The sequence below is a fragment of the Prosthecobacter sp. genome (assembly GCF_044373815.1).
Taxonomy (GTDB): Bacteria; Verrucomicrobiota; Verrucomicrobiia; order Verrucomicrobiales; family Verrucomicrobiaceae; genus Prosthecobacter.
The window spans coordinates 13,176-39,262 of record NZ_JBIPNG010000010.1 but is presented as its reverse complement, the minus strand read 5'-3'; the positions used below and the strand labels follow the sequence as shown (position 1 = coordinate 39,262).

At 59.8% G+C, this 26,087-nt stretch carries 21 protein-coding genes; 12 read left to right on the top strand and 9 right to left on the bottom strand.

Features of this window, described 5'->3' with window-relative positions:
• A partial coding sequence (locus tag ACIREA_RS01935) for a beta strand repeat-containing protein (RefSeq protein ID WP_397380000.1) occupies positions 1 to 5,396 on the bottom strand: 5,396 nt, incomplete at its 3' end.
• A gap of 113 nt (positions 5,397 to 5,509) precedes the next feature.
• Here ACIREA_RS01935 and ACIREA_RS01930 point away from each other — a divergent pair.
• Genes ACIREA_RS01930 through ACIREA_RS01915 form a run of 4 tightly spaced genes read left to right on the top strand, consistent with a single transcriptional unit; the run spans position 5,510 to position 10,428 of the window.
• A complete protein-coding gene (locus ACIREA_RS01930; protein WP_397379998.1) occupies positions 5,510 to 6,109 on the top strand; it encodes a riboflavin synthase in 600 nt (199 codons plus the stop codon).
• A 35-nt stretch (positions 6,110 to 6,144) separates the two neighbouring features.
• Positions 6,145 to 6,810: an ABC transporter ATP-binding protein gene (locus ACIREA_RS01925; protein ID WP_397379996.1), complete on the top strand. Its 666-nt coding sequence runs from the start codon at positions 6,145 to 6,147 to the stop codon at positions 6,808 to 6,810.
• Positions 6,807 to 9,347 carry an ABC transporter permease gene (locus ACIREA_RS01920; protein ID WP_397379994.1) on the top strand — a complete coding sequence of 847 codons (2,541 nt, stop codon included), beginning with the start codon at positions 6,807 to 6,809 and terminating at the stop codon, positions 9,345 to 9,347. Before ACIREA_RS01925 ends, ACIREA_RS01920 begins: the two co-directional genes overlap by 4 nt.
• A 1-nt stretch (position 9,348) precedes the next feature.
• Complete coding sequence (locus tag ACIREA_RS01915) at positions 9,349 to 10,428, top strand: lipocalin-like domain-containing protein (RefSeq protein ID WP_397379992.1); 1,080 nt, start codon at positions 9,349 to 9,351, stop codon at positions 10,426 to 10,428.
• Positions 10,429 to 10,503: 75 nt separating this feature from the next.
• Here the strand turns inward: ACIREA_RS01915 and ACIREA_RS01910 are convergent, their stop codons facing one another.
• The 4 genes from ACIREA_RS01910 to ACIREA_RS01895 form a co-directional block, all read right to left on the bottom strand.
• Positions 10,504 to 10,821, bottom strand: a complete 318-nt coding sequence (locus ACIREA_RS01910) for a Dabb family protein (protein ID WP_397379990.1) — start codon at positions 10,819 to 10,821, stop codon at positions 10,504 to 10,506.
• Between the two features lie 38 nt (positions 10,822 to 10,859).
• On the bottom strand, positions 10,860 to 11,240 hold the full coding sequence (locus ACIREA_RS01905; protein ID WP_397379988.1) for an NADH-quinone oxidoreductase subunit A: 381 nt from the start codon (positions 11,238 to 11,240) through the stop codon (positions 10,860 to 10,862).
• A 108-nt stretch (positions 11,241 to 11,348) separates the two neighbouring features.
• Positions 11,349 to 11,702 (bottom strand): hypothetical protein, encoded by a 354-nt coding sequence (locus ACIREA_RS01900; RefSeq protein ID WP_395730041.1) that lies wholly within the window; start codon positions 11,700 to 11,702, stop codon positions 11,349 to 11,351.
• A 206-nt stretch (positions 11,703 to 11,908) separates the two neighbouring features.
• Positions 11,909 to 13,276 (bottom strand): PQQ-binding-like beta-propeller repeat protein, encoded by a 1,368-nt coding sequence (locus tag ACIREA_RS01895; protein WP_397379986.1) that lies wholly within the window; start codon positions 13,274 to 13,276, stop codon positions 11,909 to 11,911.
• Positions 13,277 to 13,314: 38 nt separating this feature from the next.
• Between ACIREA_RS01895 and ACIREA_RS01890 the strand changes: the two genes are divergently transcribed.
• The 4 genes from ACIREA_RS01890 to ACIREA_RS01875 all read left to right on the top strand — a co-directional run bounded on the left by ACIREA_RS01890 (position 13,315) and on the right by ACIREA_RS01875 (position 16,494).
• Positions 13,315 to 13,773: a hypothetical protein gene (locus ACIREA_RS01890; RefSeq protein WP_397379984.1), complete on the top strand. Its 459-nt coding sequence runs from the start codon at positions 13,315 to 13,317 to the stop codon at positions 13,771 to 13,773.
• Between the two features lie 89 nt (positions 13,774 to 13,862).
• Positions 13,863 to 14,768: a universal stress protein gene (locus ACIREA_RS01885; protein WP_397379983.1), complete on the top strand. Its 906-nt coding sequence runs from the start codon at positions 13,863 to 13,865 to the stop codon at positions 14,766 to 14,768.
• Positions 14,769 to 14,782: 14 nt separating this feature from the next.
• Positions 14,783 to 15,850 carry a PAS domain S-box protein gene (locus tag ACIREA_RS01880; protein ID WP_397379981.1) on the top strand — a complete coding sequence of 356 codons (1,068 nt, stop codon included), beginning with the start codon at positions 14,783 to 14,785 and terminating at the stop codon, positions 15,848 to 15,850.
• On the top strand, positions 15,817 to 16,494 hold the full coding sequence (locus ACIREA_RS01875; protein ID WP_397379979.1) for a response regulator: 678 nt from the start codon (positions 15,817 to 15,819) through the stop codon (positions 16,492 to 16,494). The genes ACIREA_RS01880 and ACIREA_RS01875 overlap by 34 nt, the downstream gene beginning before the upstream one ends.
• 171 nt (positions 16,495 to 16,665) lie before the next feature.
• Here ACIREA_RS01875 and ACIREA_RS01870 read toward each other — a convergent pair whose 3' ends face one another.
• Complete coding sequence (locus ACIREA_RS01870; RefSeq protein WP_397379978.1) at positions 16,666 to 16,908, bottom strand: hypothetical protein; 243 nt, start codon at positions 16,906 to 16,908, stop codon at positions 16,666 to 16,668.
• Between ACIREA_RS01870 and ACIREA_RS01865 the strand changes: the two genes are divergently transcribed.
• Positions 16,907 to 17,140, top strand: coding sequence for an SWIB/MDM2 domain-containing protein (locus tag ACIREA_RS01865; RefSeq protein WP_397379976.1), 234 nt, complete (start codon positions 16,907 to 16,909; stop codon positions 17,138 to 17,140). The genes ACIREA_RS01870 and ACIREA_RS01865 overlap by 2 nt on opposite strands.
• Positions 17,141 to 17,660: 520 nt before the next feature.
• Here ACIREA_RS01865 and ACIREA_RS01860 read toward each other — a convergent pair.
• Together ACIREA_RS01860 and ACIREA_RS01855 are read right to left on the bottom strand one after the other, a co-directional pair.
• A complete protein-coding gene (locus ACIREA_RS01860; protein ID WP_397379974.1) occupies positions 17,661 to 17,957 on the bottom strand; it encodes a Dabb family protein in 297 nt (98 codons plus the stop codon).
• 19 nt (positions 17,958 to 17,976) lie between these two features.
• Positions 17,977 to 19,902 carry a sulfatase gene (locus ACIREA_RS01855; protein ID WP_397379972.1) on the bottom strand — a complete coding sequence of 642 codons (1,926 nt, stop codon included), beginning with the start codon at positions 19,900 to 19,902 and terminating at the stop codon, positions 17,977 to 17,979.
• Positions 19,903 to 20,013: 111 nt separating this feature from the next.
• On the opposite strand from ACIREA_RS01855, the gene ACIREA_RS01850 reads away from it, so the two are divergent.
• A complete protein-coding gene (locus tag ACIREA_RS01850; protein WP_397379971.1) occupies positions 20,014 to 21,384 on the top strand; it encodes an NCS2 family permease in 1,371 nt (456 codons plus the stop codon).
• Between the two features lie 2 nt (positions 21,385 to 21,386).
• Positions 21,387 to 22,541: a M56 family metallopeptidase gene (locus tag ACIREA_RS01845; RefSeq protein WP_397379969.1), complete on the top strand. Its 1,155-nt coding sequence runs from the start codon at positions 21,387 to 21,389 to the stop codon at positions 22,539 to 22,541.
• A gap of 60 nt (positions 22,542 to 22,601) precedes the next feature.
• Here ACIREA_RS01845 and ACIREA_RS01840 read toward each other — a convergent pair whose 3' ends face one another.
• A complete protein-coding gene (locus tag ACIREA_RS01840; protein WP_397379967.1) occupies positions 22,602 to 24,425 on the bottom strand; it encodes an ATP-binding cassette domain-containing protein in 1,824 nt (607 codons plus the stop codon).
• A 75-nt stretch (positions 24,426 to 24,500) separates the two neighbouring features.
• Here ACIREA_RS01840 and ACIREA_RS01835 point away from each other — a divergent pair, with 75 nt between their 5' ends.
• A complete protein-coding gene (locus ACIREA_RS01835) occupies positions 24,501 to 26,027 on the top strand; it encodes a hypothetical protein (protein WP_397379965.1) in 1,527 nt (508 codons plus the stop codon).
• Positions 26,028 to 26,087: the final 60 nt, after the last annotated feature.

The window sequence follows — 26,087 nt, the reverse complement described above, 5'->3', positions numbered from 1 at the left end:
CCATTGGTCAAAGTGAGGCCCCCCGCTCCACCAGTGCCATCAAAGATCAATTTCCCGGCTCCCGACACCTTGCCGTTCAACGTGGTGCCATAAGTCGCGGAGCGGAAACTCAGAGTCAGTGCGTCAATCTGTATCCCCGGGGTTACGCCCAGCGTCCCCAGAAAATTCGTCTCAAACACCGGCTGCGTTGCCCCATCAGCCACAAATCGCAGCGTGCCCGAATCACCCAGCGCTTTGCTGCTGACAGGCCCCGTGTTGTCCCAATCAAGACGGTTCAAGGTGAGAGTCCCCCCGCCGAGAGTCAGCGTGGGAATCGTGGTGGCAAAAGTTCCGGTCAGGCTGCGGATCGTCTCGTTAAATCCGCCGAGGTTCCAGGTGCCGCCATTGAGCAGGACGATCGCATCATCCGCAATCTGATTGGCAACGGCGAGCTTCAAGGTGCCAGCGGTGTTGACCTGAATGTCGTTGGTTCCCGCCACACCGTCTCCAGCGATAGCATTGCCACCGGTCATGTTGTTCAGCTCCAAAGTGCCGGTGCTGACCGTGGTCAGGCCGATGTAGGTGTTGACCGCCGCAAGGCTCACAGTGCCTGCCCCGCCGATGTTCAAACCGCCGGTACCGCTGATGACATTCCCGATGGTCAGCGTGAAGGTGGCGTCCGCTCCGAGGCTGCCACCACTGCTGCCCAGCCGGATGCCACGGTTGATGTCGTTGATGGTGAAACTAGTGGCCGCAGTCAGGGTGGCACCCGCTCCATTCAGGGTGAGCTGACCGGCGTTGAAAGCACCAGGCGCAGTACCCAGGCTGGACTCGTCGCTGATGCGCAGAGTGCCTCCCGTGATGAGAGTGATGCCGTTGTAGGTGTTGGCGGCAGTGAGGGTCGTTGTTCCCGTTCCCGCCAGGGTCAGGCCACCGCTGCCCGCGATCACACTGTGAATCGTAACATTGCCCGATCCGTTCACCGCGATGCCGTTGGCGGTCGTGAGGATCTGACCCGCCGCCGAACTCATCGTGTAATTCGTTCCAGTGGTGTTGGTGAAAGTGACCGCGCCCACGCTGATGTTGGATTGCAGGATCGGTGTGAGGCTTGAGGCACCGTCGGCAAAGATCACATCGTCTCCGGTTTGGAAGACGCTGTCTTTGGAGTTGGACCAGTTCGCGGTCGTGCCGATGTCCCAGAACGTGGGATGGCTGCTGTCCCCGCCCACCCAGGTATTGACCAGATAGCCCAGGTCGATGGTGATCGCGTCGATGCCATTGTTGATGAAAGCCCCGGCTCCGTGCGCGCTGGCGGTGCTGGTTCCCAGTGAAAACCGGTTCACATCACCAATGAACCCATCACTCCCGTAAGTGAGTACCTTGATGGCTCCAGTTCCGATGCCGGAGATGTTGATGGTAAAGCCTCCCACCGCCAGCGCGCTGACATCGAGCTTGCCCGCCCCAGTGGCGCCCAGGGCTGCCGCAGTGCTTGCATCAATGTTGAGGGTGCGGGTGGTTCCCAGGAAAACAAGGTTTCCTGAAGTGCTGCCTTCCCCTCCAAGTTCACCAGCGGCCATCACCGTGATGCTGGAGAGATTGGTGCCACCGATGTCGAGGCGCCCGGCACTGATCGTGGTGGTGCCGATGTAGGTGTTGTTGCCCGCCAGCACCAGAGTGCCAGTTCCCACTTTGGTGACGTTGTTGTTGAAGGCGCCTTGCAGCACACCGTTAAAAGTGGTGCTCTGGTTGTTGGCACCCACGCTGAGATTGGAGACCGCGAGATCGAAATTCGCACTGCCTTTGAGCCCGCCAATGTTGTAGATGGTGCCTTCTCCCAGTGTGAGATTGGCGCTCTGGGTACCGGCGCTGCCGGTGTCCAGCGTGCTGTTTTGGAGCGCGTTTGCATGGGCCAGCACGATCATGCCGCCTTCGATGCGGGTGTCACCGGAATAGGTGTTCGCCGCAGTGAGGTTGAGCGTGCCTGCACCCATTTTCACCAAGCCGCCTGTGCCGGTCAGAACTCCCGTGAAAACGGTGGTCTCATTATTGGCCCCGACGCTCAGGGTGTTGGCACCCAGGGCCACCGTGTCATTGCCCGCGAGTCCACCGAGATTGTAGATGTTGGCACCGCCAAGGGTGAAGGTGACATTTCCGGCAGTGGCCGTGGACAGCGTGCTGTTTTGCAGCGCATTCACATGGCCGAGCGCCAGCGTGCCGGCATTCGCCATCGTCGCGCCAGAGAAGGTGTTCGCGGCGGTGAGGGCCAGCGTCCCTAAGCCGGACTGGGTAAGGCTCCCCGTTCCCGCGATGCCATTGGCCACGGTCAGCGTGGTGGAGCTGTTGACCGAAATCGTGCCGCCGGCCGCAGCGAGAGTGATGCCGCGATTCCCATCATCAATGTTGAAGCTGGCAGTCGTGTTCAAGGTGCCACCTGCAAGGATGAGCTGGTCAGCAGCGAAGCTCAGCGGGCCGTTACCCAGATTCTGTTCGCTCGAAATCCGCAGCGTGCCGCCGCCCACGATGGTGCGTCCGGTATACGTGTTCGTGCCTGCCAGGAGTATGATGCCCGCACCCGAGGTGGTGACGCCGACAACTCCGGCACCATTGTCAGCGATCGTGGAATTCACGGTCAGCAGGTTCGTGGCATGATTGTTGGTCAGGTAAAGCGTCCCAGCTGTGGCAGCCGCACCTCCGGCGGTAAGTATCCCGTCATTCGCATTGGCACCAATCGTTAGCGCACCCGCAGTGCTCGCCACCATGATGCCGCCTGCCGCGCCGAGGCGCAAAACATCGGTGCTGCCCGGATCATACGTAGCCGTGCCAGCACTCGCGGTTTGCAGCAGGGTGTTGATGTCTGTGGTCCCGGTGGCGGCAGGAGTGGTGCTGCCGCTCGCACCCGCATCAATAATGCGCACATTGGCGGCGGCATTGGAGGTAATCGTTCCTCCGAGTCGGGAGACATCCGTGTAGGTAGTCAGCGCCACGATGTTGCCGCCTGCCGCATTCGTGCTGTTGATCGCCCATGCATTCCCCACCCGGGCCCAGCCTCCCAGAATGCCATTCGTGTTGGTCGTGTCTGTTGTGATGCCATTGGTCGCACTCTGGGTGCCTGTTGGCAGCGTGAAGTTCACCGTGGCTCCCGCATTGGGGGTGATGCCCCCGAGGTTGAGCACCGTGCCATCAGATCCATTGGCAGGAAGGGTGACAGTCACACCCGAGGCTCCGGCATTGAGGATGAGGCCGGAGAATGTCTGGGAGGTGGTAAAACTGTTCGCCGTCGCGGTGATGGTGGCGGCTGAGCCTGCTACAGTCGGCGCGGCGCTGATGATAAACAAGGTGGCGCTCTGTACGCTGACCACATAGGCACCCGCAGCAAAGTTGGCATTGGAAACGAGCTGCCCCGGTGCCAGTCCAGCCGTGGAAGCTACGGTGATGATATCACTGTTGGCCGCCCAGCTGGCACCCGTCAGTGAGGTGGCGGTGCCGTTGTTTCTGCCTGTCAGCTGAAAAATGCCGCCACCCAGCGTCAGCGGGGCTGCGCTGGGAAGGTAGTTGCTCACGGCTCCTGCCCCGCTCTGGGAGGCGGTGGCGCGGCCAAAATTCAAATTCAACGTGCCTCCGTTGACTGTGAAGTTTCCGGTGGTGGTGCTGGTACCGCTGAGGATCAAAGTGCCCGTGCCAGTCTTGGTCACTGAGACAGCTCCCGTGAACCTGCCATCAAAGGTGGTGTTGGCATTGTTGAGCCCTGTCGTTAGCGTGGCTGCCGTGGCACTGGTGATGACGCGGTCATAGGCTCCACTCACGGAATAGGTGCTCGTGTTGATTGCGCCTGCGCTCTGGTCAAAACCATTTAGGTTCAGCGTGGAGGCGGCGGCGGCGTAGGCCACGCTGAAGTTGATGGTGGCGGTGGTGGACAGGGCGTTGGCCACATTCGTCTGCAAAGTTCCGGCATACAGGCTGTTGGCTCCATAGGTGCTGCCCACCACGCCGAGGACGATGGTCTTGCCTCCATTGTCCATGTACAGGGTGCCACCACCACCCAGAGCGAGTGGTTTGCCAGTGATGTTCATGGTCGTCGCCGCCTGCAGCACAAGGGATGTTCCGCTGTTGCCATTGATGGTGGAAATACCCCCTGTCACATTCAGGGTGCCGCTGCTTTGCCAGCGGGTGCTGCTGCTCACCCGGATGGCGCCGGTCAACGTGTTGGTGCCGCTGTTTTCGATCAGGGTGCCGCCGTTGAAGGCATTCGTGACGTCATCCATCCAGATAGACTCCGCCGTGGTGAGTCCACCTGCCAGGGTCAGCCTGCCGCTCAAGCCGATGCGGGTGCCACCGCTGCTGCTGCCCAGGCTGCCCGTGCTTGTCAGCGTCACCTTGCCCCGTGAAATGGTCGTAAGTCCTGTGTAAGTGTTGGCACCTGACAGCGTCACGTTGCCCAGTCCCGCCTTGGTAAGGCTTGAGGTGCCACTCGCTCCATCCTTGATGATGCCTGAAACGATGATGTCACGCAGCGCATTGCTGTCTCCATTGGTGAGCACCAGCTCGCCACTGGCCCCGATGCTGACCGTGCCGCTCAGGGTGAGCGCCCCCGTGCCAGAATTCAGGATGCCGTTGGCGGTGAAATTTCCGGTGATGGTGCCTGCCGCCCCCGTATAGCGCAGCGTGTTGAAGGATGCCCCTGCGCCGACCGCACCCACGGCCGCCACGTCGTAGTTGACCACTCCTGTCGTGTCCGTGACGCCTGCCGCCGTGGCCGCTGCGGTGCCGCTGCTGTAGCCGATGATGTTGCTGCTGCCATCCATGGCTGCGAAACGGGTTGCCGTGCCCGTGCCAAAAGTGGCCCAGGTGCCGATGAGTCCGCTGGCGTCATTGACGATGGTCGTGGCGTTCACCGTGCCGGACCCCTGCACATTCAGCGTCGCTCCCGTGCCTCGGGTGAAAAGACCGGTGTTCAGTGTGAGCGTGCGTCCTGCGGCGATGTTCCATAACTGGCCCACCGCAGTCTTGATCGTGAGCCCGGACTGGATGGTGAGATTCTGCGTGGCCAAGCTCATGTCGATGCTGATGCCCGCCTGCCCAGCGCTGAGGGTCAGGGTGTTTCCCGCGCCAATCGTGACCGCTCCGCCCGGATCGGCGATACGAATGCCTTGCCATAGCACATCTCCTCCGAGCAACGAGGTGTTTGCCCCGGTGACGACATTGGTCCATACCGCCATATTGCCGAGGTCTGGCACGCCCGGGCTCCAGCTCCCCGCATTGTTAAGATTGGTCGTGTTATTGGCCTTGATCCTGTCCGCCGCCTGCGCAGACGGGCCGATGTGCAGCACACTCAAGGTGCATGCGAGAGCGAGACAGGTTTTTGAAAAAAGATGCGATGGCATGATGGCAGGGACGTACAGACCGGCGGTGGGTTTCACACCGGAAAAGCAACCCTCTCAATCGCCGCTTTTTGGCAGTTTTACAGTTACAAAATATAAAGATTCGGCTAACTGGAAATCGACAGGGGCAGCGTGCAGGATTAGGTCATCGTATGTTTACAGGCCTCGTTGAAACCACCGGCAAAGTCATCTCCTTGGAATCTCGCGGCGAAAGCGCGCGGCTGACCCTGCATGTCGGCAGCATGGCGTCCGAACTGGCGGACGGCGAAAGCGTGGCCGTCAACGGCTGCTGCCTCACCGTCACCACCAAGGACTCTGCCGCACAAACCGCCAGCTTCGATCTCCTCATGCAAACCTTGAAGGTCACCAGCCTCGGCGATCTGCAGACCGGCTCTCTCGTCAATCTGGAGCGCGCCATGGCCATCGGCGCACGCTTTGGCGGGCACTTCGTCCAAGGCCACGTGGATGCCACCGTGCGGGTGCTCGATTGGAGCGAGCATGGCCAGGACCACCGCCTGGAAGTCGAGCTCCCCCCAGAACACCGCGGTCTCATCATCCCCAAAGGCTCGGTCTGCCTGGATGGCATCTCCCTGACCGCCGCAGAAGTGACAGACAGCACCGTCGTCTGCTGGATCATCCCCCACACCTTCCAGCTCACCAATTTGCACACCAAAAAGCCCGGCGACCGCCTCAATGTGGAGTTCGACATGCTCGGCAAATACGTGCGCGAGCTCATGCGCGCCATGAAGTGAGCATCCACGAGTCTAGGCAGGCCGTTACCATTCCGATGCCGGTCCTCGAAGTCCAATTACTCACCAAAAGCTACGCAGAACGCCCCATCCTGCGCGGCGTCTCGTTCAATCTCAATCACGGCGAGCGTGTCGCGCTCCTCGGCCCCTCCGGCAGCGGCAAAACCACCGTGCTAAACTGCGTCGGCGGCGTGGATCGTGCAGACACCGGCAGCGTCTCAATCGCGGGCCATGTGCTGGCAGACTTGAACGCAGATGGCCTCGCCCAACTTCGCCGCAGCCACATCGGCACCGTGTTTCAGTTTTATCATCTGCTGCCCACATTGAGCGCCGCAGAAAACATCGAGCTCCCTTTGCAGCTTCTCGGCGTGCCCACCCACGAGCGCGAAACACGCGTCCGGCAGCTTTTGGAGCGCGTGGGCATCGCTCACCGTGCTGCCGCATTGCCAGGCCAGTTGTCCGGCGGCGAAATGCAGCGCGTGGCCATTGCACGGGCCGTGGTTCATCGACCCACCTTGATCTTGGCCGATGAACCCACCGGCAGTCTCGACACCATCACCGGCGCGCAGGTCCTCGATCTTCTGGCGGAAATCGTGCAGGAAACCCAGGCCGCCCTGCTGCTCGTCACGCACAGCCCGGACGCCGTGAAACACTGCCAGCGCGTTCTCCGCATGCAGGATGGCCAGATCGTCGAAGGCGCATGAGCACGGTGCTTCTCATCCTGCGGCGCTGTGCCTTGCGCCACTGGCGGCTGGCTTTCAAACAGCAGCTGGCCCTCATGCTCATCCTGGCGCTCGGTTCCAGCGTCTATCTCGCAGTGCGCCTCGCCAGCAATGCCGCTCTTTCTGGCTTCGAAACCTTCACCGATGGCGTCACCCGGCAGCCAGACTGGACCGTGCAGGCACTCACCGGCTCCCTCCATGAAGCCGATTTGATCGAAATGCGAGAGGCCCTGGGACCACGACCCGTGAGCCTGCTCCCCGTGGTGGAGGAAACCGTGACGCCTGCGCTCGACAAAGGAAACGGTGAAATTGGTTCGCGTGCCACATGGCGTCTCCTCGGCGTGGATTTCATCGCACTGCTCAATCTCCGTGGCGAAGCCCCCGCAGGACTCGGGGCTTCAAACATGCAGTCAATGCATGCAGGAGTCTACGTCAGTCCAAAGCTCGGCACGAAAGCCGGCGAGGAACTGCGCCTCATCGCCGATGATCGAGTGATCACACTGAAGGTCGCCGGCGTCGTGCCAGAGGTGCCCGGAGTCCCGAGTCTCCCTGCTCATCTGCTCCTGATGGATCTCCCTGAAGCACAGACCATACTGCAGCGCGGAGATCGCATCGATCGAGTCGAGGTCCTGTCACAAGACAGCCCCCTGTTTCCCAATCTGCGCGAGGAAACGGGCGGTCTGCTTAGGGCTCACTGGCAGGTCCGCGGCGGTTCAGACCGTCGCCAGCTCGCAGGCACCATGACTCAGGCCTTCCGTCTAAATTTGACCATCCTCTCGCTGCTCGCCCTGCTGGTTGGCGGCTATCTCATCTTCCAGGCACTGGATGGCGTCGTGCTCAGGCGCCGAAATGAGATCGGCATTCTGAAATCACTCGGCGTCACGGATCGCGCCATTCAAATCGCCTTCCTCCTCGAATCAGGTTTGCTCGGCCTCTGTGGCGGTGGTCTGGGCGTGCTGCTCGGCTGGCTTGGCGCTCAGGCTGCCGTGGGCGGTGTCACCAAGACCATGAACGCGCTCTATGGCGCCACCAGCGAGCAGCAGGCCTCGCTGAGCGTCTCTGAGGCATTTCTCGCCCTTTCCATCTCCATCCTCGCAAGTCTCATCGCCGCATGGTGGCCCGCACGCATGGCCGCACGCACCCCTCCGGCACACATGCTCGGACATCATGCGACGCCATTCGAAGGCGGCACCGTGTGGCGCGTCGAATGGATCGGCTGGGCGATGATGCTGGCAGCCGTTTTGCTCGCGCAACTCCCCGTGCTCCGCTTTGAAAACGGCACGCGCCTCCCACTTGCTGGCTACACCGCCGCCTTGCTCTGGCTCGTAGGTGCCGGATTGGCAGCGAGCACCATTTTGCGCTTCGTTGCTCGCAAAAAAGCACAGTCCGCCGTCTGGCGCATTGCTCTTTCACACCTCCGACGTCCCACCGTGCGGCATCGCTTCGCAGTCGCAGCTTTGGCCAGCGCCGTGGCGATGACCACAGGCATGGCAGTCATGGTCGCGAGCTTTGATCACACCATGCGCGGCTGGATCGATCGCACCATGAAGGCAGACATTTATATCAGCAGTGCAGGGGCGCAGAGTGCATCCTCCACCCACGCCATCACACAAAAAACTGTGGCGGAGCTCGGGCAGGAACCGGGAGTTGAAGAACTGGCCTTCGTGCAGGCAAAGACACTGCTCTGGCAGGGTGGCGAAGTCTTGATCCTCGGCACCAATCCCGTGTTTGCGGACAAGCATGATCTCTATGCCTGGGTGCAGGCCCCGCAGCATACAGAGTGGTGGAAGACGGACGATGATATCCCCCCCGCAATCATCAGCGAAAGTTGGAGCGAACGCTTCGCCACGCATGTCGGCGATGTGATCGACCTCGCAGGTCACAAGGTGCGCGTCGTGGCAATGAACGCAGAATACGGCAATGAGCGTGGATCACTCACGCTGCCCTCCTCTGTGTTCCGCACCTGGTTTGACACCGACGAAGCCTGGCGCGTGGCCCTCATGTTGAAACCCGGTGTGGATGCAGAAACCGTGCGCAGCCACATCGAAGCGCAGCAGCCCGGACTCAGCGTGTTCACCAACGCGCATCTCCGTCGCGAAGCCCTGCGCATTTTCCGCCAGACCTTCTCCGTGACCCATGCTCTGGAGGTCATCGGCGTGATCGTTGCTGTGGTGGGTCTCGGTCTCGCGCTGACGAGCCTCTTGCTCGAACGCCGCGCCGTTCTGGCCACGCTGCATTCCCTCGGCATGTCGCGCCGAGAGATCGCAAAGTCGGCCGCACTGGAAGGCCTCGGCGTGGCCTGCGCAGGCGCGTTCACCGGCATTGCCGCAGGTCTCTGGCTCGGCTGGTTGCTCGTCTATCGCATCAACAAACAATGCTTCGGCTGGACCCTGCAGTTTCACGCCGTGTGGTGGCATCTCGCCGTTCTCGGCGCTGCAGTGATCGCCACCGGCATGCTGGTGGCAGCCCTGGTCGGACGCTGGGCTGCCATGCTGCCTGAAGAACACACCGAGGAATGACATGAAGCACACAATCCTCTTATTCCTCCTGCTCACTCCATGGCTGCATGCACAGACCACCACAGATGGCTTTGCATTGCCCCAGCCAGGAAAAGTCTTTGCCTTCCCACGCGATCACGGCAGCCATCCTGACTTTCGCACCGAGTGGTGGTATGTCACCGGCCATCTCGACTCCAAAGACGGTCATCGCTTCGGCTTTCAGGTCACCTTCTTTCGCCAGGCCCGGCGCGAGGACGGCAAGACTCTGCAGCTCCACCTCGCCCATGCCGCGCTGCTGGATGCAAAAACAGGCCGCTTTTTGCATCAGGAACGCCTGAACCGCTCAGGCTGGGACGCCGCCTCATCCGAGTCCACACTCGCCGTCCAAAATGGCAATTGGTCGCTCACCTTGGATGAAACAACCCAGCACCTGCACATCGCAGCGACAATAAACAACGAGGCCCTGCTGCAACTCGAACTCGAAGCCGTGAAGCCCCTGGCCATCTTCGGCAAAGACGGAGTGTCACGCAAAGGCGCTTCCGAAACAGCAGCAAGCCACTACCTCACATGGCCACGCTTGAAGACGACTGGTACCGTCAAACTGGGTGCCGTGGAGCATGCAGTCACCGGCGAGGCATGGATGGATCACGAGTTCAGCAGCAGCCAGTTGGAGGCAGGGCAGGTGGGTTGGGATTGGGCGGCCCTTCAGCTCAAGGACGGCCGCGAGATCATGGTCTACCGCATGCGCAGGAAGGACGGTTCTTCAGACCCAGCCTCCACCCTCGCCGTGGTGGAGCGTGACGGCAAACTCCGCCATCTCGCACGCGACGCCTTCACATGGGAAGTGCTCGGCACTTGGAAAAGCCCGCGCACCGGCGCCGAATATCCGATCCGCGTCCGGCTTGCCTTCGAGGGCGAATCGCTGGAGCTCAAACCTCTGGCCCCAGATCAGGAGCAGGACGGCGGCATCACACAGCTGCCCTACTGGGAAGGTGCCTGCGATGTGATCGATTCACACGGCCAAGTCACAGGCCGCTCTTTCTTGGAGCTGGCAGGCTACGCAGGCGATCTCACCGGGCATCTGTCACCCAAGGCAAAGTGAACCGCTCCTAGCCAAGGCGTCGGGGTCTCTGACCCCGATACTCCGAAGTGCCGCCCTGCCTCGTTTCCACTCGGTCTAAGAGTACTTCACGTCCTTGCGCGGCTCCATCTCAAAGGCCGTGGACTCCTGCTCAGAGATGTTCGGCTTGAGGACTTCCTCACGGAACTTGAAGTAGTGCGGGTCATCCTGGCAGATGGCCAGCTTGTCCATCGTCTCGACTTCAAGATACACAAACCACGGGTAGGGATCAGACGGATTCACGCGCTTGCCCGTTTTGACAGTCAGCACCTCCGGAACCCGAAGAAGCATTACACGCGTCTGGGACATCATGTGCTCCAGCTTCTCCTCCGTGACCTGGGGCTTGAGCTGAAACAGGCTGAGGTAGGCGATCATGAAGGCAGAAAGAAAGTCCTGTGGCGCTTGCAGAAAGACTAGGACTTCCAGTCCAGCACGCCCTTCTTCCAGGCATAACCAAACGCAACGAGCAGGATGGATGCGAAGCCGGCGGCGACCGCGAGAATCGAGGCACCTCCGCCTACGGCAGCGAGGTAGTCCTTGTAAATGATGGCCCAGGGATAAAGAAAGACGACTTCGATGTCGAACAGCACGAAGAGCATCGCCACGATGTAAAACTTCACGCTGAAACGCGGCTGGCTGTCTCCCACGGGAAGCATGCCGCACTCGTAGGCGGAATCTTTGATCGTGTTGCGCTTGGCGGATTTGCCGAGCAGCGCAGACGCGATGAGGGTCACCACGGCGAAACCACCGGCGATGACAATCTGGAGCAGGACTGGGATGTAATTCTCAAACATGGGGGTGAATGATGCCGAATGGTTAGCGAGAGGCGGCGCAGCGTCAAACCCGGAAACAAAAAGGGCCGCCCTGCACGATGGCAGAGCGGCCCAAAATCGACGGAAGCATTAGCCCCGGGCAGCTGCAGCAGCCGTGGTGCGGGCCACAACAGCAGCGCTGCGGGCGGCGATCGCGGCATTGTGGGCGGCACGCAGGCCATCAAGGCCGCGGTAGGTCTTGCCAACCTTGGCGCAAAGGCCGCGGCTCACGAGATTCTGCAGCTTCTCATAGGAGCGCAGGCGCAGCATTTCTTCGCCACCGCTCACCGCATTTTTCAGCTTGAGATTGTCATACACCAGTCCAAACAGAGTGTTAAATTCATAAGTTTCCGGCTTTGAGAGAACATTGACTAGCTCGTCAGTGACATGATCAGGGACTCGGCGGGAGAAGCGTGTCTTACGTGTCGGTGTGGTGGTAGGCATATGGACTTTCAACCTAGCACATCCTTGGTCTCTTTGCGACGGTTTTGTGAGTGCAAGCGGATTTTTCCCCTACGCCACATGCGCAGTGAAAGAAGGCATCCGCCAATCACGTTTTGTCAGGCTAGAGTTCCGTTTTTGTATATACTTTGGATGGCCAAATTTCAGTGGCTTAAGGAGCCTTGACCCGAGAATCGGGCCTTTTCCGGCTACTTGGTCGCAATCTTGTAAAGCGCTCCGCTGCTGCGAATAAACAGCGCCCCGTCTGCCACTGCCGGAGAGGCCGTGATCTGCTCTCCAAGCTGATTTTGACCGAGGACCTCAAATTTTTCAGGTGAGACACGGACCAGAAAGCATTCCCCACGGTCATTGGAGAACAAGAGTTTGTCCCCGAGCACCAGCGGGGCAGGGACGTGCTTGCCCGCCAGCCGGTCATCCCAGAGATCCTTGCCCGATTTGACATCCACCGCGCTCACGATGCCGCCACGCGTGGTCTGATACAGGATGCCATTCACCAGCACCGGGGCCGCCTCGCTGGCATTCCGCTTCTCCCGGTCCCACAGGACATGGCTTTCAGTGATGTCGCCACTCATCTTGTCATCAATGCGGACGCAGATCGTGTGAGCACGCTCAGAGCCCGTGTTCAGGATCAGCAGGTTCTCGAAACGCACCGGCGGAATGGCCGCATTGAATCCCCCGTGGCGGATCGTCCAGAGTTCCTTGCCCGTGGAAACCTCATAGCCAAAGGCAGCACGAGAGCCAATGGAGACAAGCACCTGCTTGCCACCCATCTCAAACACACCGGGTGTGTGGTAGGCCTTGCGCATGTCGCCATCCCGGGTCGGCTTGCCTTCTTTGTCCAGGTCGCCGTAGTCCGTGGTGCGGGCGGTTTTCCAGACGCTCTTGCCCGTCTTCTTGTCCAGCGCCGTGACGAACTGCTGGTCAATGCCGTCAAAGGTCAGGATGATGAGGTCGCCGTAAATGATTGGCGATGAACCTGGCCCACGGAAGTGGCGCACGTTGATGTCGCGGCGCTCCCACACTTTCTTGCCCGTCGTAGGATCAATGCGCGCCGTGCCATAGGTGCCGAAGTGCACATACAGCGCACCCTCTTCCAGCACAGGAGAAGGGGCTGCGTAATTGTTGATGGGGTTGCCCAGATCTTCAGGAGCCACATTCTCAAACACCACGTCATGATGCACGATCTTCCCGCTGTGACGGTCGATGCCATAGATGAACTGCTTGGTGCCGTCCGCTGTGGCAGAGGTGAACCAAATCATGTCACCGCCGATCACTGGCGAGGAATGCCCCAGGCCTTCCAGCGGCGTACGCCACGCAATGTTTTTGCCGGAGGCGCTGTCCCATTCCAGGGGAATCCGCGCCACATCCGCCGCCGGGACGATGCAGTCCTGCGTCGGGCCTCCCTTCCCGGGCCAGAATACAGGCTTCGTGGCAGGCTGGGCGCTCGAAAGAACAGTCAGCAGGGAAATGGACAGGGCGGTGAGGGCGGTCGTGCGGATCATGGGCATGAACTTGACGGAGCTGGTGGGAAATTCTTTCGCCAAGGAAAAGAGCATGCATGGTTGGCGGCATCCAGCCGTATCCCTCGACGACCATGAAAAAAGCCATCATCACCTGCCTCGCCCTCAGCCTTTGCGCTCTTTCGCTCCGTGCCGAAGACAGCCTCAATGATCAGCTCCGCCGCGCTGCGGAAAAGCTGAAAAACGAATTCTCCAAAGTGAAGGAGCAGGGAGAAATCAAAGGCCGCGAGTGGTACAAAAAAGCCAAGGACCATGTGACCACCAGCCGCGCAGAGTATCTCCAGCAGGCCGGCACTGCGCTCACCGGCTGGAAGGCGGACATTGACGTGCTCAAGGACCAGGGCGGCCGCGATTATTTCAAAACACGCATTTCCGCTCTGGAGCAGCATCACGCCTTTGCGGTCAAGGAACTGGAAACACTCACCGCCATCACCGACGAAGCCCAGTTTCGTGCGCGCCAGAAGAGCTTTGATCGCACCCTGTGGACTCTTGAAGCCGCAGTCGAGCAGGCTCAGGAAGAAGCCGGGCTTTGAGCGCAAGCTCTGCCCACTACGCCGCAACCCCGGCGCGGCATTGCCTTTTTCCGACGACTATGGTGAAATGAATTTAATCCAAACACACCATGAAAAAGCTCCACCACGTCATCGCCGCCATCGACTTCACCTCTTCCTGTCGCATCGCGCTGCGGGAGGCCGTGCACCGCGCCTCACTTGACGGCGCTGCCATCACCGCTGTGCATGTCATGGACGAGTTTCTCGTGCATGAACTCAAAAGCGCGCTTTCCGCCGATCAGGCCACCATTCGTGCTGAATGGGTGGAACGGCTCAAAAAGTTTGTGGATGACGCCGAAGTGGGTGCGGGCGTGAATGCCGAAGTGCGCATCGGCAATCCCTTCTCCGAACTCGTCGAAGCCTGCCGCGCCCACAGCGCCGATCTCCTCGTCATGGGGGCCAAGGGATCACGCAATGAACCCCACCGCATCGGCGTCATCACCGCCAAGTGCGTGCGCAAAGCCCCCGTCGATGTCCTCGTCGTGCGCGAAGATGCCCAGGGGCCCTTCAAGAAGATCGTCGCCTGCGTCGATTTTTCTGAAAACTCCGCCAAGGCGGTGCAATGCGCGCTCCATGTCGCGCAGCAGGACGGTGGTTCTCTCGACTGCCTGCATGTGTTTCAAAGCGCCCTCGCCATGTCGCTCGATTACGGCGGCTTTGCTCCTTCGCTGCCTGCCACCTACGATCCTGAGGCTGTGGCGACTTGGAGTAAAGATCTGGCTGCCTTCCTTGAGCCGCTGACACGTGATGTAGAAAATGTGGCGGTCGCTCAGCACATCAAGGAGCGCGTGAACATCCGTGAAGCCATTCTGGATCATGTCAACGAAGTGCACGCCACCCTCGTCGTACTCGGCACCAATGGCAAAACAGGCCTGCGCGAGATGCTCATCGGCACCACGGCTGAAAAAATCGTGCAGCATGCTCCCTGCTCGATCCTCGCCGTGAAGCCGGACGGCTTCGTCATCGCTCCAGATTGAAATCCTGTATGCCGATGCAGAGACCAGCGCCTGACGATCCCAGCATTGCCCAGTTGCAGGCTGCGCTTCAGGCCAGCGAGCAAATTTCCAGCGCCATCGTGGAAACAGCGGTCAATGCCATCATCACGATCGATGCCAATGGCATCATCGAAACCGCCAATACCGCCACGGTTCGCCTCTTTGGCTACCAGCGTGCTGAGATCATCGGCAAAAACATCAGCCTGCTCATGCCCCAGCCCTATCGCGACCGGCACGACGGCTACATTCAGAACTACCTGAACTCCGGCGTGAATCGCATCATCGGCATCGGGCGTGAGGTCGTGGGCCAGCGCAAAGACGGCACCGTCTTCCCCATCGACCTCTCCGTCGGTGAAGCCGTGCTGCCCAGCGGGCGTCGCATTTTCACAGGCATCATCCGTGACCTCACCGAACGCAAGGCTCTGGAGGACAAGATCCTCCACATCAGCGAGGAGGAGCAGGCTCGCATCGGACAGGACATCCACGATGATCTCTGCCAGCAGCTCGCCGCCATCGGCTGCCTCGCGAAGGTGGCGCAAAAAAAACTCACCAAGGCCGGCAGCGCCGAAGCCCAGAGCTTGGCGGAAATCGTCGATCTCATCAGCAAGGCCAATACACGTGCGCGTGAAACGTCCCGCGGCCTCATGCCTGTGGTGATCGACTCCGGCGGTCTCATGAAAGCTCTTGAGGAGCTCGCACAAAGCACCGCCCGGGCCTTTGAGATCGCATGTGATTTTCGTTACGACAATCCGGTGCAGCTGGCCGACAACAAACTCTCCGTGCAGCTCTTTCGCATCGCTCAGGAGGCTGTTTCCAATGCGGTCAAGCATGGCCAGGCCAGCCGGGTCGACATTCATCTCGCCCGCCAGAGTGGCAATATCGTCCTCCATGTCCGCGATAATGGCATTGGCATTCCCGATTCGCCGGCCAAAGGAACTGGCATGGGCCTCTTGACCATGAGCCATCGCGCTCAGATGATAGGCGGCACACTCAAAATCGAGCCGCGCACCGGCGGCGGCACCCAGGTCATATGCAGCGTTCCCGCACCAGCGAAAAATCCGTGAAGCGCCTCGTCCTCATCGACGATCATCCCATCATGCGTCATGGCCTCGCGCAGTTGATCCGTGCCGAGGAGGGGCTTGACGTCATCGGTGAGGCCGGCAGCGCGCGTGATGGGCTCGAAGTCGTTGGCAAACTCAAGCCCGATCTCGCTGTCATTGATCTCACCCTGCCGGACAAGAACGGCCTCGAACTCGTCAAAGACATCCGTGCCCTGCATCCTTCCACCCAGTGCATCGTGCTCTCCATGCACGATGAAACACTCTATGGCGAGCGCTCGCTGCGTGCCGGTGCCCGTGGTTATGTGATGAAGGAGGAGGCTGCGGATCACCTCGTCACCGCCATTCACAAAGTCATCAGCGGTGGGCTCTATGTCAGTGAATCTCTCAACGCACGCATGCTTGAGCAGGTCACCGGTGCGGCACGTTCCAAAGCCACTGGCATGGACGCTCTCACAGATCGCGAACTCGAAATCCTTTCGCTCATCGGCAGTGGCGTCCCCACCAAAAACATCGCCGCTCAGCTCAGCATCAGCGCCAGAACCGTCGAAGCCCATCGTGCTCACATCAAAGAAAAACTCGGCATGACCGACGGTGCCTCTCTGGTTCGCTACGCCGTGCAATGGGTTGAAAGCCGCGCGAAATTGTAGCCTCGTTTTCGGTTTGAAGTCACCCTCATGAGCATGGGGGCTGACTCAGGTTTGACCCCGCTTCGCAGTCGAGATGATGCACAAATGCAGCGACAAAAATGGGGCTGTTGTCGACATCCGCCGAAGTGCATTTGCGCAGGGTGCCGAGCGGCTGTACGCAGGGAAACAACCTCAAATATTGATTAAATTTGCGTTGACGCTCCGCAGGGCGCTCTCATAACCTGCTCCTACGGCAACAGCCGCCAACAACACTATGGCCAAGAAAGCAACCAAAGCAAAACCAGCAGCCAAGAAGGCTGCCAAAGCACCGGCAGCCAAGAAAGCTGTCAAAGCACCAGCAGCCAAGAAAGCTGCCAAAGCACCGGCAGCTAAGAAAGCTGCCAAAGCAAAGCGGAAACCCAATCCTGCGCTCATGAAGCCAGTACAGCCTGACGCGATCCTCGGAGCCGTCGTCGGCAACAAGCCTGCTCCTCGTGGCCAGATCACGAAGAAGCTGTGGGACTACATCAAAAAGAATGGTCTCCAGGACGCAAAGAACAAGCGCAACATCAATGCGGATGACGCATTGAAGGCGGTGTTCGGCGGCAAGAAGCAAGTGTCGATGTTCGAGATGACCAAGCTGGTCTCCAATCACATCAGCGCTTAATTCCATCCTGAATTCCTCACGCCGCGTCCGGTTCACACCTGGCGCGGCGCTTTTTTTGAGTCTCGATGCCTGGCCGCTCAGCAGTTTCATAGCTTTGTTCGCTCAATCCTTAACGCGGACATCAAGCGAATCCCCTCTCCCCATCGATGACAGGGCAATGCCCAAGATGTCCTTTGGGGAGAGGTTAGGGTGAGGGGGGGGATCCCATGCTGTCGAAAGGTGCCGGCCCTCTCCTCTCCGCGAAGTAAAATATTCGTTGTCGGCGTATGTCAGGGGCCGGAAGAGGTAGAACCGCTTTGTCAGCACTGGATTGATACGACACAAAAATATTTAAAATGCTCTAGCACTTCAAAAGCATTGCTTTGCAGTTCTTCGGAAGCGCGTAGCGCTGGCATAACGGTAGCCGTGGGTGCCAACCCACGGAAACCATGAACCCGCACCAGTTAGTTCGGTGGAACCGCGTAGCGGTGACACAGAAGCGTCGCTAGTCCCTTTGCCACCTCTCTCCCAGGCACGCTCCTCACGGCGCATGAGCCACGTAGTCCAGCTCCATGAACTCCACCACTTCAGGAATCCAGCGCTTCTGCACGAAGGCCGTGTGTTCCGGATGGTCGCTGTAAAAAGCATACGCGGCTGCATCCGCAAACTCCATCGACAGACCAAAGCTGAAGCTGTTCTTCACGCTGGTCTGACGCAGACACTCAAACTTCTGCACGCCCTCGATCTTCGCGAGCTCGCAGGCTGCGAGTAAAAAATCCCGCTCGGCGGCAGAGCCGGATTCATGCTTGAGACGGAAGGCGACAGTATGGCGGATCATGAGGGAAGGGGAGTTGAATTCAAAAATCCCACCGCTGCACTTTCCCACTGGCAGGCGCAACTTCAATGAAGTCAATCTCGCCATCGGGTAGATAGACACGCAGCGTGCCCAGCGGCCCCTTGTCACCCAGTTCAATCTTCAACTCCTGCCAGTCCCCCGCTTTGACTTCGACCGCCGAGGAATGCACCACGCTCGGATCTGCCGCACCATGTGGCAGCGAATCAATCTTACCTGCACCGCCCGCTTCACTGCGCACGCGCATTTTCACCGTGGCAGGTCCGTTCATCTTGGCCATCCCGTGCCCAAGGAATCCGGTGCCTGCTTTCCCAGTGCTCTTCATCGTCAGAATGCCCGCGCTCACCGTGGCCTTGCATTGGCGCTCCTTCCACGCATCCAGCGGATCAGTCTTTGTCGCAGCCACCTTGGCCGCCACGGGTTTGTACGCTGGGTTGGGCCGTGGATAAGTCGCGCCAGTGTCCTTGAGAAAATCATCAATCAGCGCATCGAGTTCCTTCACCTTGTCCGGCATCGTCGCGGCCAGATCATGCGCTTCGCTGAGGTCTTCGCGCAGGTTGTAAAGCTCGTGCGTGCTGGGATTGCCAAACCAGCGCAGCAGCTTGAAATCTCCGCTGCGCACCCACACGCCACCGGCACGGTTCGCGCCGCCGTGCGGATGATAGTTGAAGTAGGCCTCGCGCTTCAGCTCGCCATCACCCTTCAAGACCTTCGCATAACTCACGCCATCAAAAACCTGCTGCTCCGGTTTCTTGATGCCGAGGAGATCAATCACGGTCGGGTAAATATCAATCGGTCCTACCACGGCCTCGCTCATGCTGGCAGGCCTGATCTTGCCCGCCCAGGCCCACATCATCGGCACACGCGTGCCGCCTTCATACAGCGTGCCTTTGCCATCGCGCAGCGGGGTGTTCATCGTCGGCGGTTGATCGCCTGCCCACTTGCGCCAGTCAGCTAGGAACTCACTTTTGTTCTTCTCCGCCGCTTCTGTTTTTCCTGTGCCGGGTACATTGCTGTGCGCATTGCCACCGTTGTCGGAAGTGAAAATGATGATCGTGTTGTCGGCAATGCCCTGCTGCTCCAGTTCCGCCAGGATGCGCCCAAAACACTCGTCCACGCTCTTCAACATAGACGCCATGATCGGATTTCCCTGCCGTCCGCTCGGATCTTTCTTCGCCGCAAAGTACTTCGTGTATTCCTCCTTGTGCCCCCAAGGTCCATGCACGCCATAGCACCACAGGTTGAGAAAAAACGGACCGCCCTTGTTCGCATTGATGAACTTCACCGCCTCCGCTGCCTGTCGGTCCACAATGTACTCCCCCTGCGGCCCGTCGGTGATCGTTCCTACCTTGGTCTTGCCGCCGGGCTTGCCATCAAGCAGCACGCCATAAGGCGAAAAATACTCTCCCGGAGGTCCTGGGTCTGGATGGCAGTGAAACGCCACATCAAAGCCCTGCTGCTCCGGCCAGTAGGGTTGCGTAAGCCCGAGGTGCCATTTGCCGATGTGCGCCGTGCGATAGCCCGCCCCCTTCAAAGTCTCCGCCAGCGTGATCTGCGCAGGCTCCAGGTAGTTCTTGCTCTCCGGCATCAGCATCGGCGCATTCGCCGGGCCGGTTTCCGCTAGAAACACATGCCCGGCCGGCTGCGGCGGCTGGTGCCCGCTCGCCGTCGTGATGCCATGCCGGGCCGTGTACTGTCCGCTCAGGATGCTCCCTCGTGTCGGCGAGCACAGCGGCTGCGAATACGCATTCGTAAACCGCATCGCCCGCGTCGCGAACTTGTCGATGTTGGGCGTTTCATAGTACTTCGAGCCATACACCCCGCTGTCCATCCAGCCCATGTCATCCACCAGAAAGAGCACCACATTGGGTTGGGCCCATGAGGATGAGTGGAGGAGAACAAAGGATGAAAGCAGCAGCAGGGACTTCATGGCCCGCTGTGAACGACCGCCGCCAGCCTGGAATTGCGCATAAAATCACGCCGCATTGGAACGCGGATTCAAATTGCAGCTCAGCTCTTCCACGCTCCTCTCCACCGCAGCATGATAGCCTTCTTCAAGCTGCATCAGCATGGCTCGTCAGTCCGCGCCGAAGTCATCGGCGGCGTGACCACCTTCATCACCATGGCCTACATCATGGTGGTAAATCCGGCGATCCTCTCCTTCGCCGGCATCCCCGTAGGCCCCGGCACCGTGGCCACCATTTTGACAGCGGCTGTGGGCTGCCTGCTGATGGCCCTGATCGCCAACCGCCCCATCGCAGTCGCACCCTACATGGGTGAAAATGCCTTCATCGCCTTTGGTCTCGCCGCACTCGGCATTGGCTGGGAGCAGCGGCTCGGCGCAGTCTTCGTCAGCGGAGTTTTGTTTCTCATCATCACATTGCTCGGCATTCGCGGCTGGCTGGCGAATTCCGTGCCAGCAGGATTGAAACACAGTTTCGCCGTCGGCATCGGTCTGTTCCTGGCCTTCATCGGTTTGTATGAAACCGGCATCGTCACCAGTTTCGTGACAGGTCTGCCGCCTCCTGCCTTGCCAACCGATGCGCATGGTCTGTTCCTCTCTCCCGCAGTCCCCGTCAAAATCGGCAATCTGCGCGATCCTCAGGTCCTGCTCGCACTCGGCGGCTTCCTGCTCATGACCGTGCTCATGATTCGCAAAGTGCGCGGCGCACTCCTCATCGGCATCATTGTCACAGCGTTGATCGGCGGCGCGCTCGGCTTCGGCCACATGCCCAAGACCATCGCAGCGCTGCCCTTCACCGGTGACTATGATCTGAGCCGCATCGCCTTCAAACTGGACATCACCAGTGTTCTCCAGCTCAGCTTCCTTCCCGTGCTGCTCACCCTCTTCCTGATGAGTTTTCTAGATACCCTCGGCACACTCACCGGCCTCGGTGCCACAGCAGACTTGCTCGATGAAAAAGGCAACTTCCCCCAAGTCGAGAAGCCCATGCTCGTCGATGCGCTCACCTGCATGTTCAGCGGTCTCGTGGGCACTTCAACCAGCGGCGCCTACATCGAATCCGCCACCGGCATCAGCGCAGGCGCACGCACCGGCCTCGCCTCGCTCGTCACAGCTGCCCTGTTTGCCCTCTCGCTGTTTTTCATCCCCTTGATCGAGCCCTTGCAGCAGCTCCGCTTCGCCTACGGCCCGGCCTTGATCGCCGTGGGCGTTCTCATGACCGGCTCCGTACGCCGCATCGACTTCGATGATCTCACCGAGTGGGTTCCGGCCTTCGTCACCATCGTGATGATGCTCTTCACTTACAACATCGCCAACGGTCTCACCGCCGGTCTGGTCGTGCATCCAGTTCTAAAACTGGCTTCAGGCCGCTCACGCGAACTGAACGCCGGCACCATTGTTCTCGCCTTGCTCTGCGCCGCTTATTATCTTTTCGGCCTGCCTCATTAATCATGCTTTCTCCCGCACTCTTTCTTGGCCTGCTTTTCGTCGCCAGTGTTCTTTACAGCTACACGCTGATGCGGCTGTCCCTGCGCCCTTGGGAGCAGGTCCGGGATCAGCACTGGACGGAACGTGCACGCTGGCTGTGGCTGGCACGCAAGACACGCACCGCCGTTGCCATGAGTGTCATCGGTCTTGGATTTATTTTGCGCCATGAACTCGCCGGCGATGTGCCTGATGTCGGCATGGTGACGTTCGGTGCGCTGGGCGGTTTTTTCACGGCACAGTTCTTCATCGACCGCCTTCTTTGGTCCGGATTGACGCTGCGTATGTGGCTGAAGCAGACGTTGTGGATGCTGCTCCTCACTTCCGCCTGGCTTGGCGTCATCGTCTGGGCGACCATCTCCACCTCCGAAAATCTTGAATCGAGAGACTGGCTCAGGTTGGGCGTGGCTGCTGTGCTGCTGGTCCTGATTTACTCTGGCATCTGGTTGCGCGCCCTGCCTGGACTCGGTGCAAATCCGCACACCTCCCGTCTGCGGCAGATAGTCGACGAAGTCACCGCGGCATCCGGCGTGCCCCCAGTCCGTGCGTGGGTGATGGATGCCATCATGGCCAATGCTTTCGCCTTGATGTACATCCGGAGCATCATCGTGACCACGCCAGCGATGAAGGTTCTGGACGATGCCGAACTGCGCACTCTCGTGCAGCATGAAATGGCGCATCTCTGCGAATCTGTTTCCGTCCGCTGTTCGAGAATGCTGGGAGGCCTGAGCTGGCTTGGTTTCGCATTCACCCTTCCCGTCGTGCATCACTTCCAAATCGGTGGCGTGTTCTGGCTTTTTATTGGTGTTTGGCTGCTGCGGAAATTGGCCGCGAGCACCACCAAGCGCATGGAAAACCGCGCCGACTCCATGTCCGTCACGAATGAAGCCGAAGGTCCGGTCTACGCCCGTGCTCTTGAGAAGCTCTATCAAGCCAACCAGATGCCCGCAGTGATGACGAAACGATTGTCACACCCCGATCTCTACGATCGCATGACATCCGCCGGCCTCATCCCCGATTATCCTCGCCCTGCTCCTCCCCCAAAGCGCCACTGGACCTTCTTCGCCGCCATCATCCCAGCCGCCTTCTGGCTCGGCATAAAAATGGCCGACAAATTCTGACGGTCAGATCAGCGGCTCGGAAAAACCACCGTCAACAATCGTCAACCACCGTAAACTTCTTCAAGTGTCCCACTGGCTCCGCTGCACGCCGATGAAGGTCATGCCGAGGCCGACCAGCACATGCACAAACAGCACGAATCCAGCGATGCCGGGCCCGATCAGATCCGTGGAGGTCACCTGCTTCACCGCGTCATAAAACGCCGTGCTCCGCATGCTGCTCAGGCTGCCGCTCCAGCTCCAGAAGGCAACCACCAGCGGCTGCACCCAGTTCTCCAGCCAGTTTGGCAGAGTGAGCACCGCACCCGAAAGCGGAAGCTGAAAGCCGACCAGGTAGATGCACAAGATCGTGGCCTTTTCCGGTGTCTTGCTCATGGCTGAGATGCCCAGACACACGCTCGTCATCGCCGCCGAGGCCAGCACCAGCAGCACCAGCTTCGTCACCAGATCTCCCGGCAGCCCTCCGGTCACCATGTCCACGAAGAACCCCATCCATAAACTCTGCGCCAGCACGAACATGCCCAGGAAGATCACCTTGCTGCCGATGTACGCGAACGGGTGCAATCCTCCAAGTTTCTCGCGCTCCAAAATCAGTCGTTCGGAGGCGATCTCGCGCGCCGCATTGTTGCTCGCCATCAGGGTCACCAGCACCACCTGCAGCATGATGAGCCCGGAGACCAGTCCGCCCGCCTTGAGCTGCTCCTCCTGGTGCTGCTTCATCTGCTGATACTCCTGCTGGATGTTGTCATCCTGATGCGTCGAGAGCGCCCGCAGCGGCTTGATGCCGTCCAGCGCGAAAATCACGACAAGCAGCGGAAAGCCCAGCAGCATGGCCAGGTGCAGCCAGACCTGCGCCTTGTCACGGCGGAAAATCGTCCACCGCCGGCGCAGCAGCTCAAACAACTGCGTCGTCATGGATGGCATTTCGACCGGCGGCAGATCCAGATGCTCAGTCGCTTCGACGTGCTCAAGTTTTGCCACCGCACGCTCCTCACGCACGGTGGTCCTGGAGGGGCCGCTGCTTTTCTTGGCCTCCTTTTTCTCCTCCACCTCAGGGAGCACACGTGTACCGTCGAACCCGTGACTCTTGTAATAGGTGTCACGGTGTTTTTCCCATGACTCATGCCAGTCCCCCGCCTTGCGCTCCGTGAGCTTGAGATAGACCTCCTCGGGGTGCTCGGCCGCAAAGTAATGCATCATTGCCTTCGGCGGGCCATGATACGTCAGCACTCCCTGATACATCACCATCACGCTGTCATAGGCGTCCAGACTCGCAAGACTGTGCGTGACATTGACCACCACACGCTTCGGATGCCCGCGCGAAAGCACGCGCAGCAGATTGGTGATCTCGTTTTCGGATTTCGGATCCAGCCCGCTTGTAACCTCATCGCACAGCAGCAGGCAGGGGTCTGTCACCAGCTCCAGCGCCAGACCCAGACGGCGTTTCTGCCCCCCGGACAGCACCTTCACCTGTCGGTCGGAGAGATGCGTCAAACCCGTCACCTCCAGAATGTGGTCCAGCGCCGGGATGAAATCTTCCGTCTGTGACAGCTGCGTCCGCAGCACCATCGCACTGGCGATGCTCTCCTCCACTGTCAGCAGATCATAGGCCACGCTGAACTGCGGCACGTAACCCAGATCTCCAGGGTGCAGATCCTCCTCATCGCTTAGATTCATGCCATCCCACAGCAGTTCCCCGGACGTCTGCTGCTGAATGCCGGTGATCACTTTCAGCAAGGTCGTCTTGCCACAGCCCGATGGCCCCACGATCGCCACCAGATGCCCGGGGGGAACATTGAAGCTCACTTCTCGGAGCAGGTGCAGCGTGCTGTTCTCCGAGTCTTGCGGACCTTCGACTTCAAGACAAACGTTGAGAGCTTTGAGCATACAGGTTAAATAGGTTTCTGACACTAGGCCGGGGAGTACTGCTCTGGCGACGAAAAAATTCAATCCACCACCAAAATGCAACGCCGCAACAGACCGGGCCAGCGTCCCTCCTCCACTTCTTTTGGCTGGCTGTGGTGGCTTGCGGGATTGATCCTCGTCAGTGGGGTGATTCTCGTGCTGCTGGCTCCCGCCCTCGTTACCAGTTACATACGTGACTACATTCAGAAGGATGATTTCCGCCAGAAGGCCGAGGATCTGATTGCCGCACGCATTGACGGCAGCGCGCAAATCGCCCCGATCACCTGGAACGACGACACCGCCAGCGTCACCGAACTGTCATTTTCCAATCCTGGCTGGAGCGTGGAAGCGGGAGGCCTGCGTGCCGCCCTCGATTTCGGTGCCATCCGGCAGGGGAAGTGGAGCATTCAGAACGCCGGAGCAGACGATCTTACGCTGCGCCACACGGCCGCTTCAAGCAGTCCGCCCGCCGCAAACGCCGCCAAATTCGACGACAGCAACGACGGGATTCCCTCCTTTCTGCGCCGCTACATCCCCACCCAAACGCGCATCAGCGGCTTCGAGGTCCATCGTTTCGTGTTTGAACAGGCAGGATGGAAGATCGCAGACTCCCAGCTCCGCTTGGGTGATTGGCATACGGGTGAAGTATCCGTGTCCGCCAAATTGAACGGCGGTAAATTGCAGACCCCCATCCTCGCTCCTGAACAAAAAGAGCCGCTCCAGTTTGACCTCACCAGAGCCACTCTGCGTGTTGCAGACAGCCAGTTTCAAATCAGTGACGCCGCCTTGCGTTGGAAGCAGTCTTCTGAGGCCACCCTGCGGGGTTCCGTGAAGTATGAAACCGGCGCATGGCAGATTTTCACCCATGTCAAAGCCGTCCCCATGGACGAATTTCTCGATGCCTGGTGGAAACAACGCCTCTCCGGCAAGATCGAAGGCGATCTCGAAATGGCCGGCGCACGCAATGCCCCGCCAGCATGGAAGGCCGACCTCTCACTGAAGGACGGCGCGCTCACCGGTCTGCCCATTCTCGACAAACTCGTGACCTACACCAACACCCACAGGTTCAAACGCCTCGTGCTCGATATCTGCAGCGCCTCCTTCCGGCCTCAGGGCGACGCCCTGCGCATCGAAAACATCATCGTGCAGTCCAACGGTCTCCTCCGCATCGAAGGCGCCCTGACCATTCGTGGCCGTGCTCTGGAGGGTGATTTTCTTCTCGGCGTCACTCCAGAGACCTTGAGCGGCATCCCCGGTGCCAACAGCCGAGTCTTTGTGGATAGCAACCCGGCCGCGCCTCCCGGCCTGCAATGGACGCGGGTGCGCATCGTCGGCACGCTCGATGCCCCCATGGAGGACCTCAGCAGCCGCCTCATCGGTGCTGCCGGTATGTCCCTCCTCCTTGATACCCCCGGCGCAATCGTCGGCCAGGGGGCTGAAACCCTGCTCAAACCCGTGCTTGGAGAAGACGCTGCCAAATTGCCCGGCAAAGTCATCAACGGAGCCAGCGGAGTCATTGAAAACGGCGTGAACGCCGGAGCCGGCCTCCTCAAGAGTGTGCTCCCGATCTTTCCAGGAAAATAGCCTTGTTTCTGGGATGGGTGTGGCGACAGCCCGCCCGTCTCCGTGCCGGGTGGCAAATGC

Excerpts from the sequence above, each read along its gene's own strand:
- ACIREA_RS01930 (WP_397379998.1), top strand. The coding sequence starts at position 5,510 with ATGTTTACAGGCCTCGTTGAAACCACCGGCAAAGTCATCTCCTTGGAA.
- ACIREA_RS01925 (WP_397379996.1), top strand. The coding sequence starts at position 6,145 with ATGCCGGTCCTCGAAGTCCAATTACTCACCAAAAGCTACGCAGAACGC.
- ACIREA_RS01920 (WP_397379994.1), top strand. The coding sequence starts at position 6,807 with ATGAGCACGGTGCTTCTCATCCTGCGGCGCTGTGCCTTGCGCCACTGG.
- ACIREA_RS01915 (WP_397379992.1), top strand. The coding sequence starts at position 9,349 with ATGAAGCACACAATCCTCTTATTCCTCCTGCTCACTCCATGGCTGCAT.
- ACIREA_RS01910 (WP_397379990.1), bottom strand. The coding sequence starts at position 10,821 with ATGATCGCCTACCTCAGCCTGTTTCAGCTCAAGCCCCAGGTCACGGAG.
- ACIREA_RS01905 (WP_397379988.1), bottom strand. The coding sequence starts at position 11,240 with ATGTTTGAGAATTACATCCCAGTCCTGCTCCAGATTGTCATCGCCGGT.
- ACIREA_RS01900 (WP_395730041.1), bottom strand. The coding sequence starts at position 11,702 with ATGCCTACCACCACACCGACACGTAAGACACGCTTCTCCCGCCGAGTC.
- ACIREA_RS01895 (WP_397379986.1), bottom strand. The coding sequence starts at position 13,276 with ATGCTCTTTTCCTTGGCGAAAGAATTTCCCACCAGCTCCGTCAAGTTC.
- ACIREA_RS01890 (WP_397379984.1), top strand. The coding sequence starts at position 13,315 with ATGAAAAAAGCCATCATCACCTGCCTCGCCCTCAGCCTTTGCGCTCTT.
- ACIREA_RS01885 (WP_397379983.1), top strand. The coding sequence starts at position 13,863 with ATGAAAAAGCTCCACCACGTCATCGCCGCCATCGACTTCACCTCTTCC.
- ACIREA_RS01880 (WP_397379981.1), top strand. The coding sequence starts at position 14,783 with ATGCAGAGACCAGCGCCTGACGATCCCAGCATTGCCCAGTTGCAGGCT.
- ACIREA_RS01875 (WP_397379979.1), top strand. The coding sequence starts at position 15,817 with ATGCAGCGTTCCCGCACCAGCGAAAAATCCGTGAAGCGCCTCGTCCTC.
- ACIREA_RS01865 (WP_397379976.1), top strand. The coding sequence starts at position 16,907 with ATGAAGCCAGTACAGCCTGACGCGATCCTCGGAGCCGTCGTCGGCAAC.
- ACIREA_RS01870 (WP_397379978.1), bottom strand. The coding sequence starts at position 16,908 with ATGAGCGCAGGATTGGGTTTCCGCTTTGCTTTGGCAGCTTTCTTAGCT.
- ACIREA_RS01860 (WP_397379974.1), bottom strand. The coding sequence starts at position 17,957 with ATGATCCGCCATACTGTCGCCTTCCGTCTCAAGCATGAATCCGGCTCT.
- ACIREA_RS01855 (WP_397379972.1), bottom strand. The coding sequence starts at position 19,902 with ATGAAGTCCCTGCTGCTGCTTTCATCCTTTGTTCTCCTCCACTCATCC.
- ACIREA_RS01850 (WP_397379971.1), top strand. The coding sequence starts at position 20,014 with ATGATAGCCTTCTTCAAGCTGCATCAGCATGGCTCGTCAGTCCGCGCC.
- ACIREA_RS01845 (WP_397379969.1), top strand. The coding sequence starts at position 21,387 with ATGCTTTCTCCCGCACTCTTTCTTGGCCTGCTTTTCGTCGCCAGTGTT.
- ACIREA_RS01840 (WP_397379967.1), bottom strand. The coding sequence starts at position 24,425 with ATGCTCAAAGCTCTCAACGTTTGTCTTGAAGTCGAAGGTCCGCAAGAC.
- ACIREA_RS01835 (WP_397379965.1), top strand. The coding sequence starts at position 24,501 with ATGCAACGCCGCAACAGACCGGGCCAGCGTCCCTCCTCCACTTCTTTT.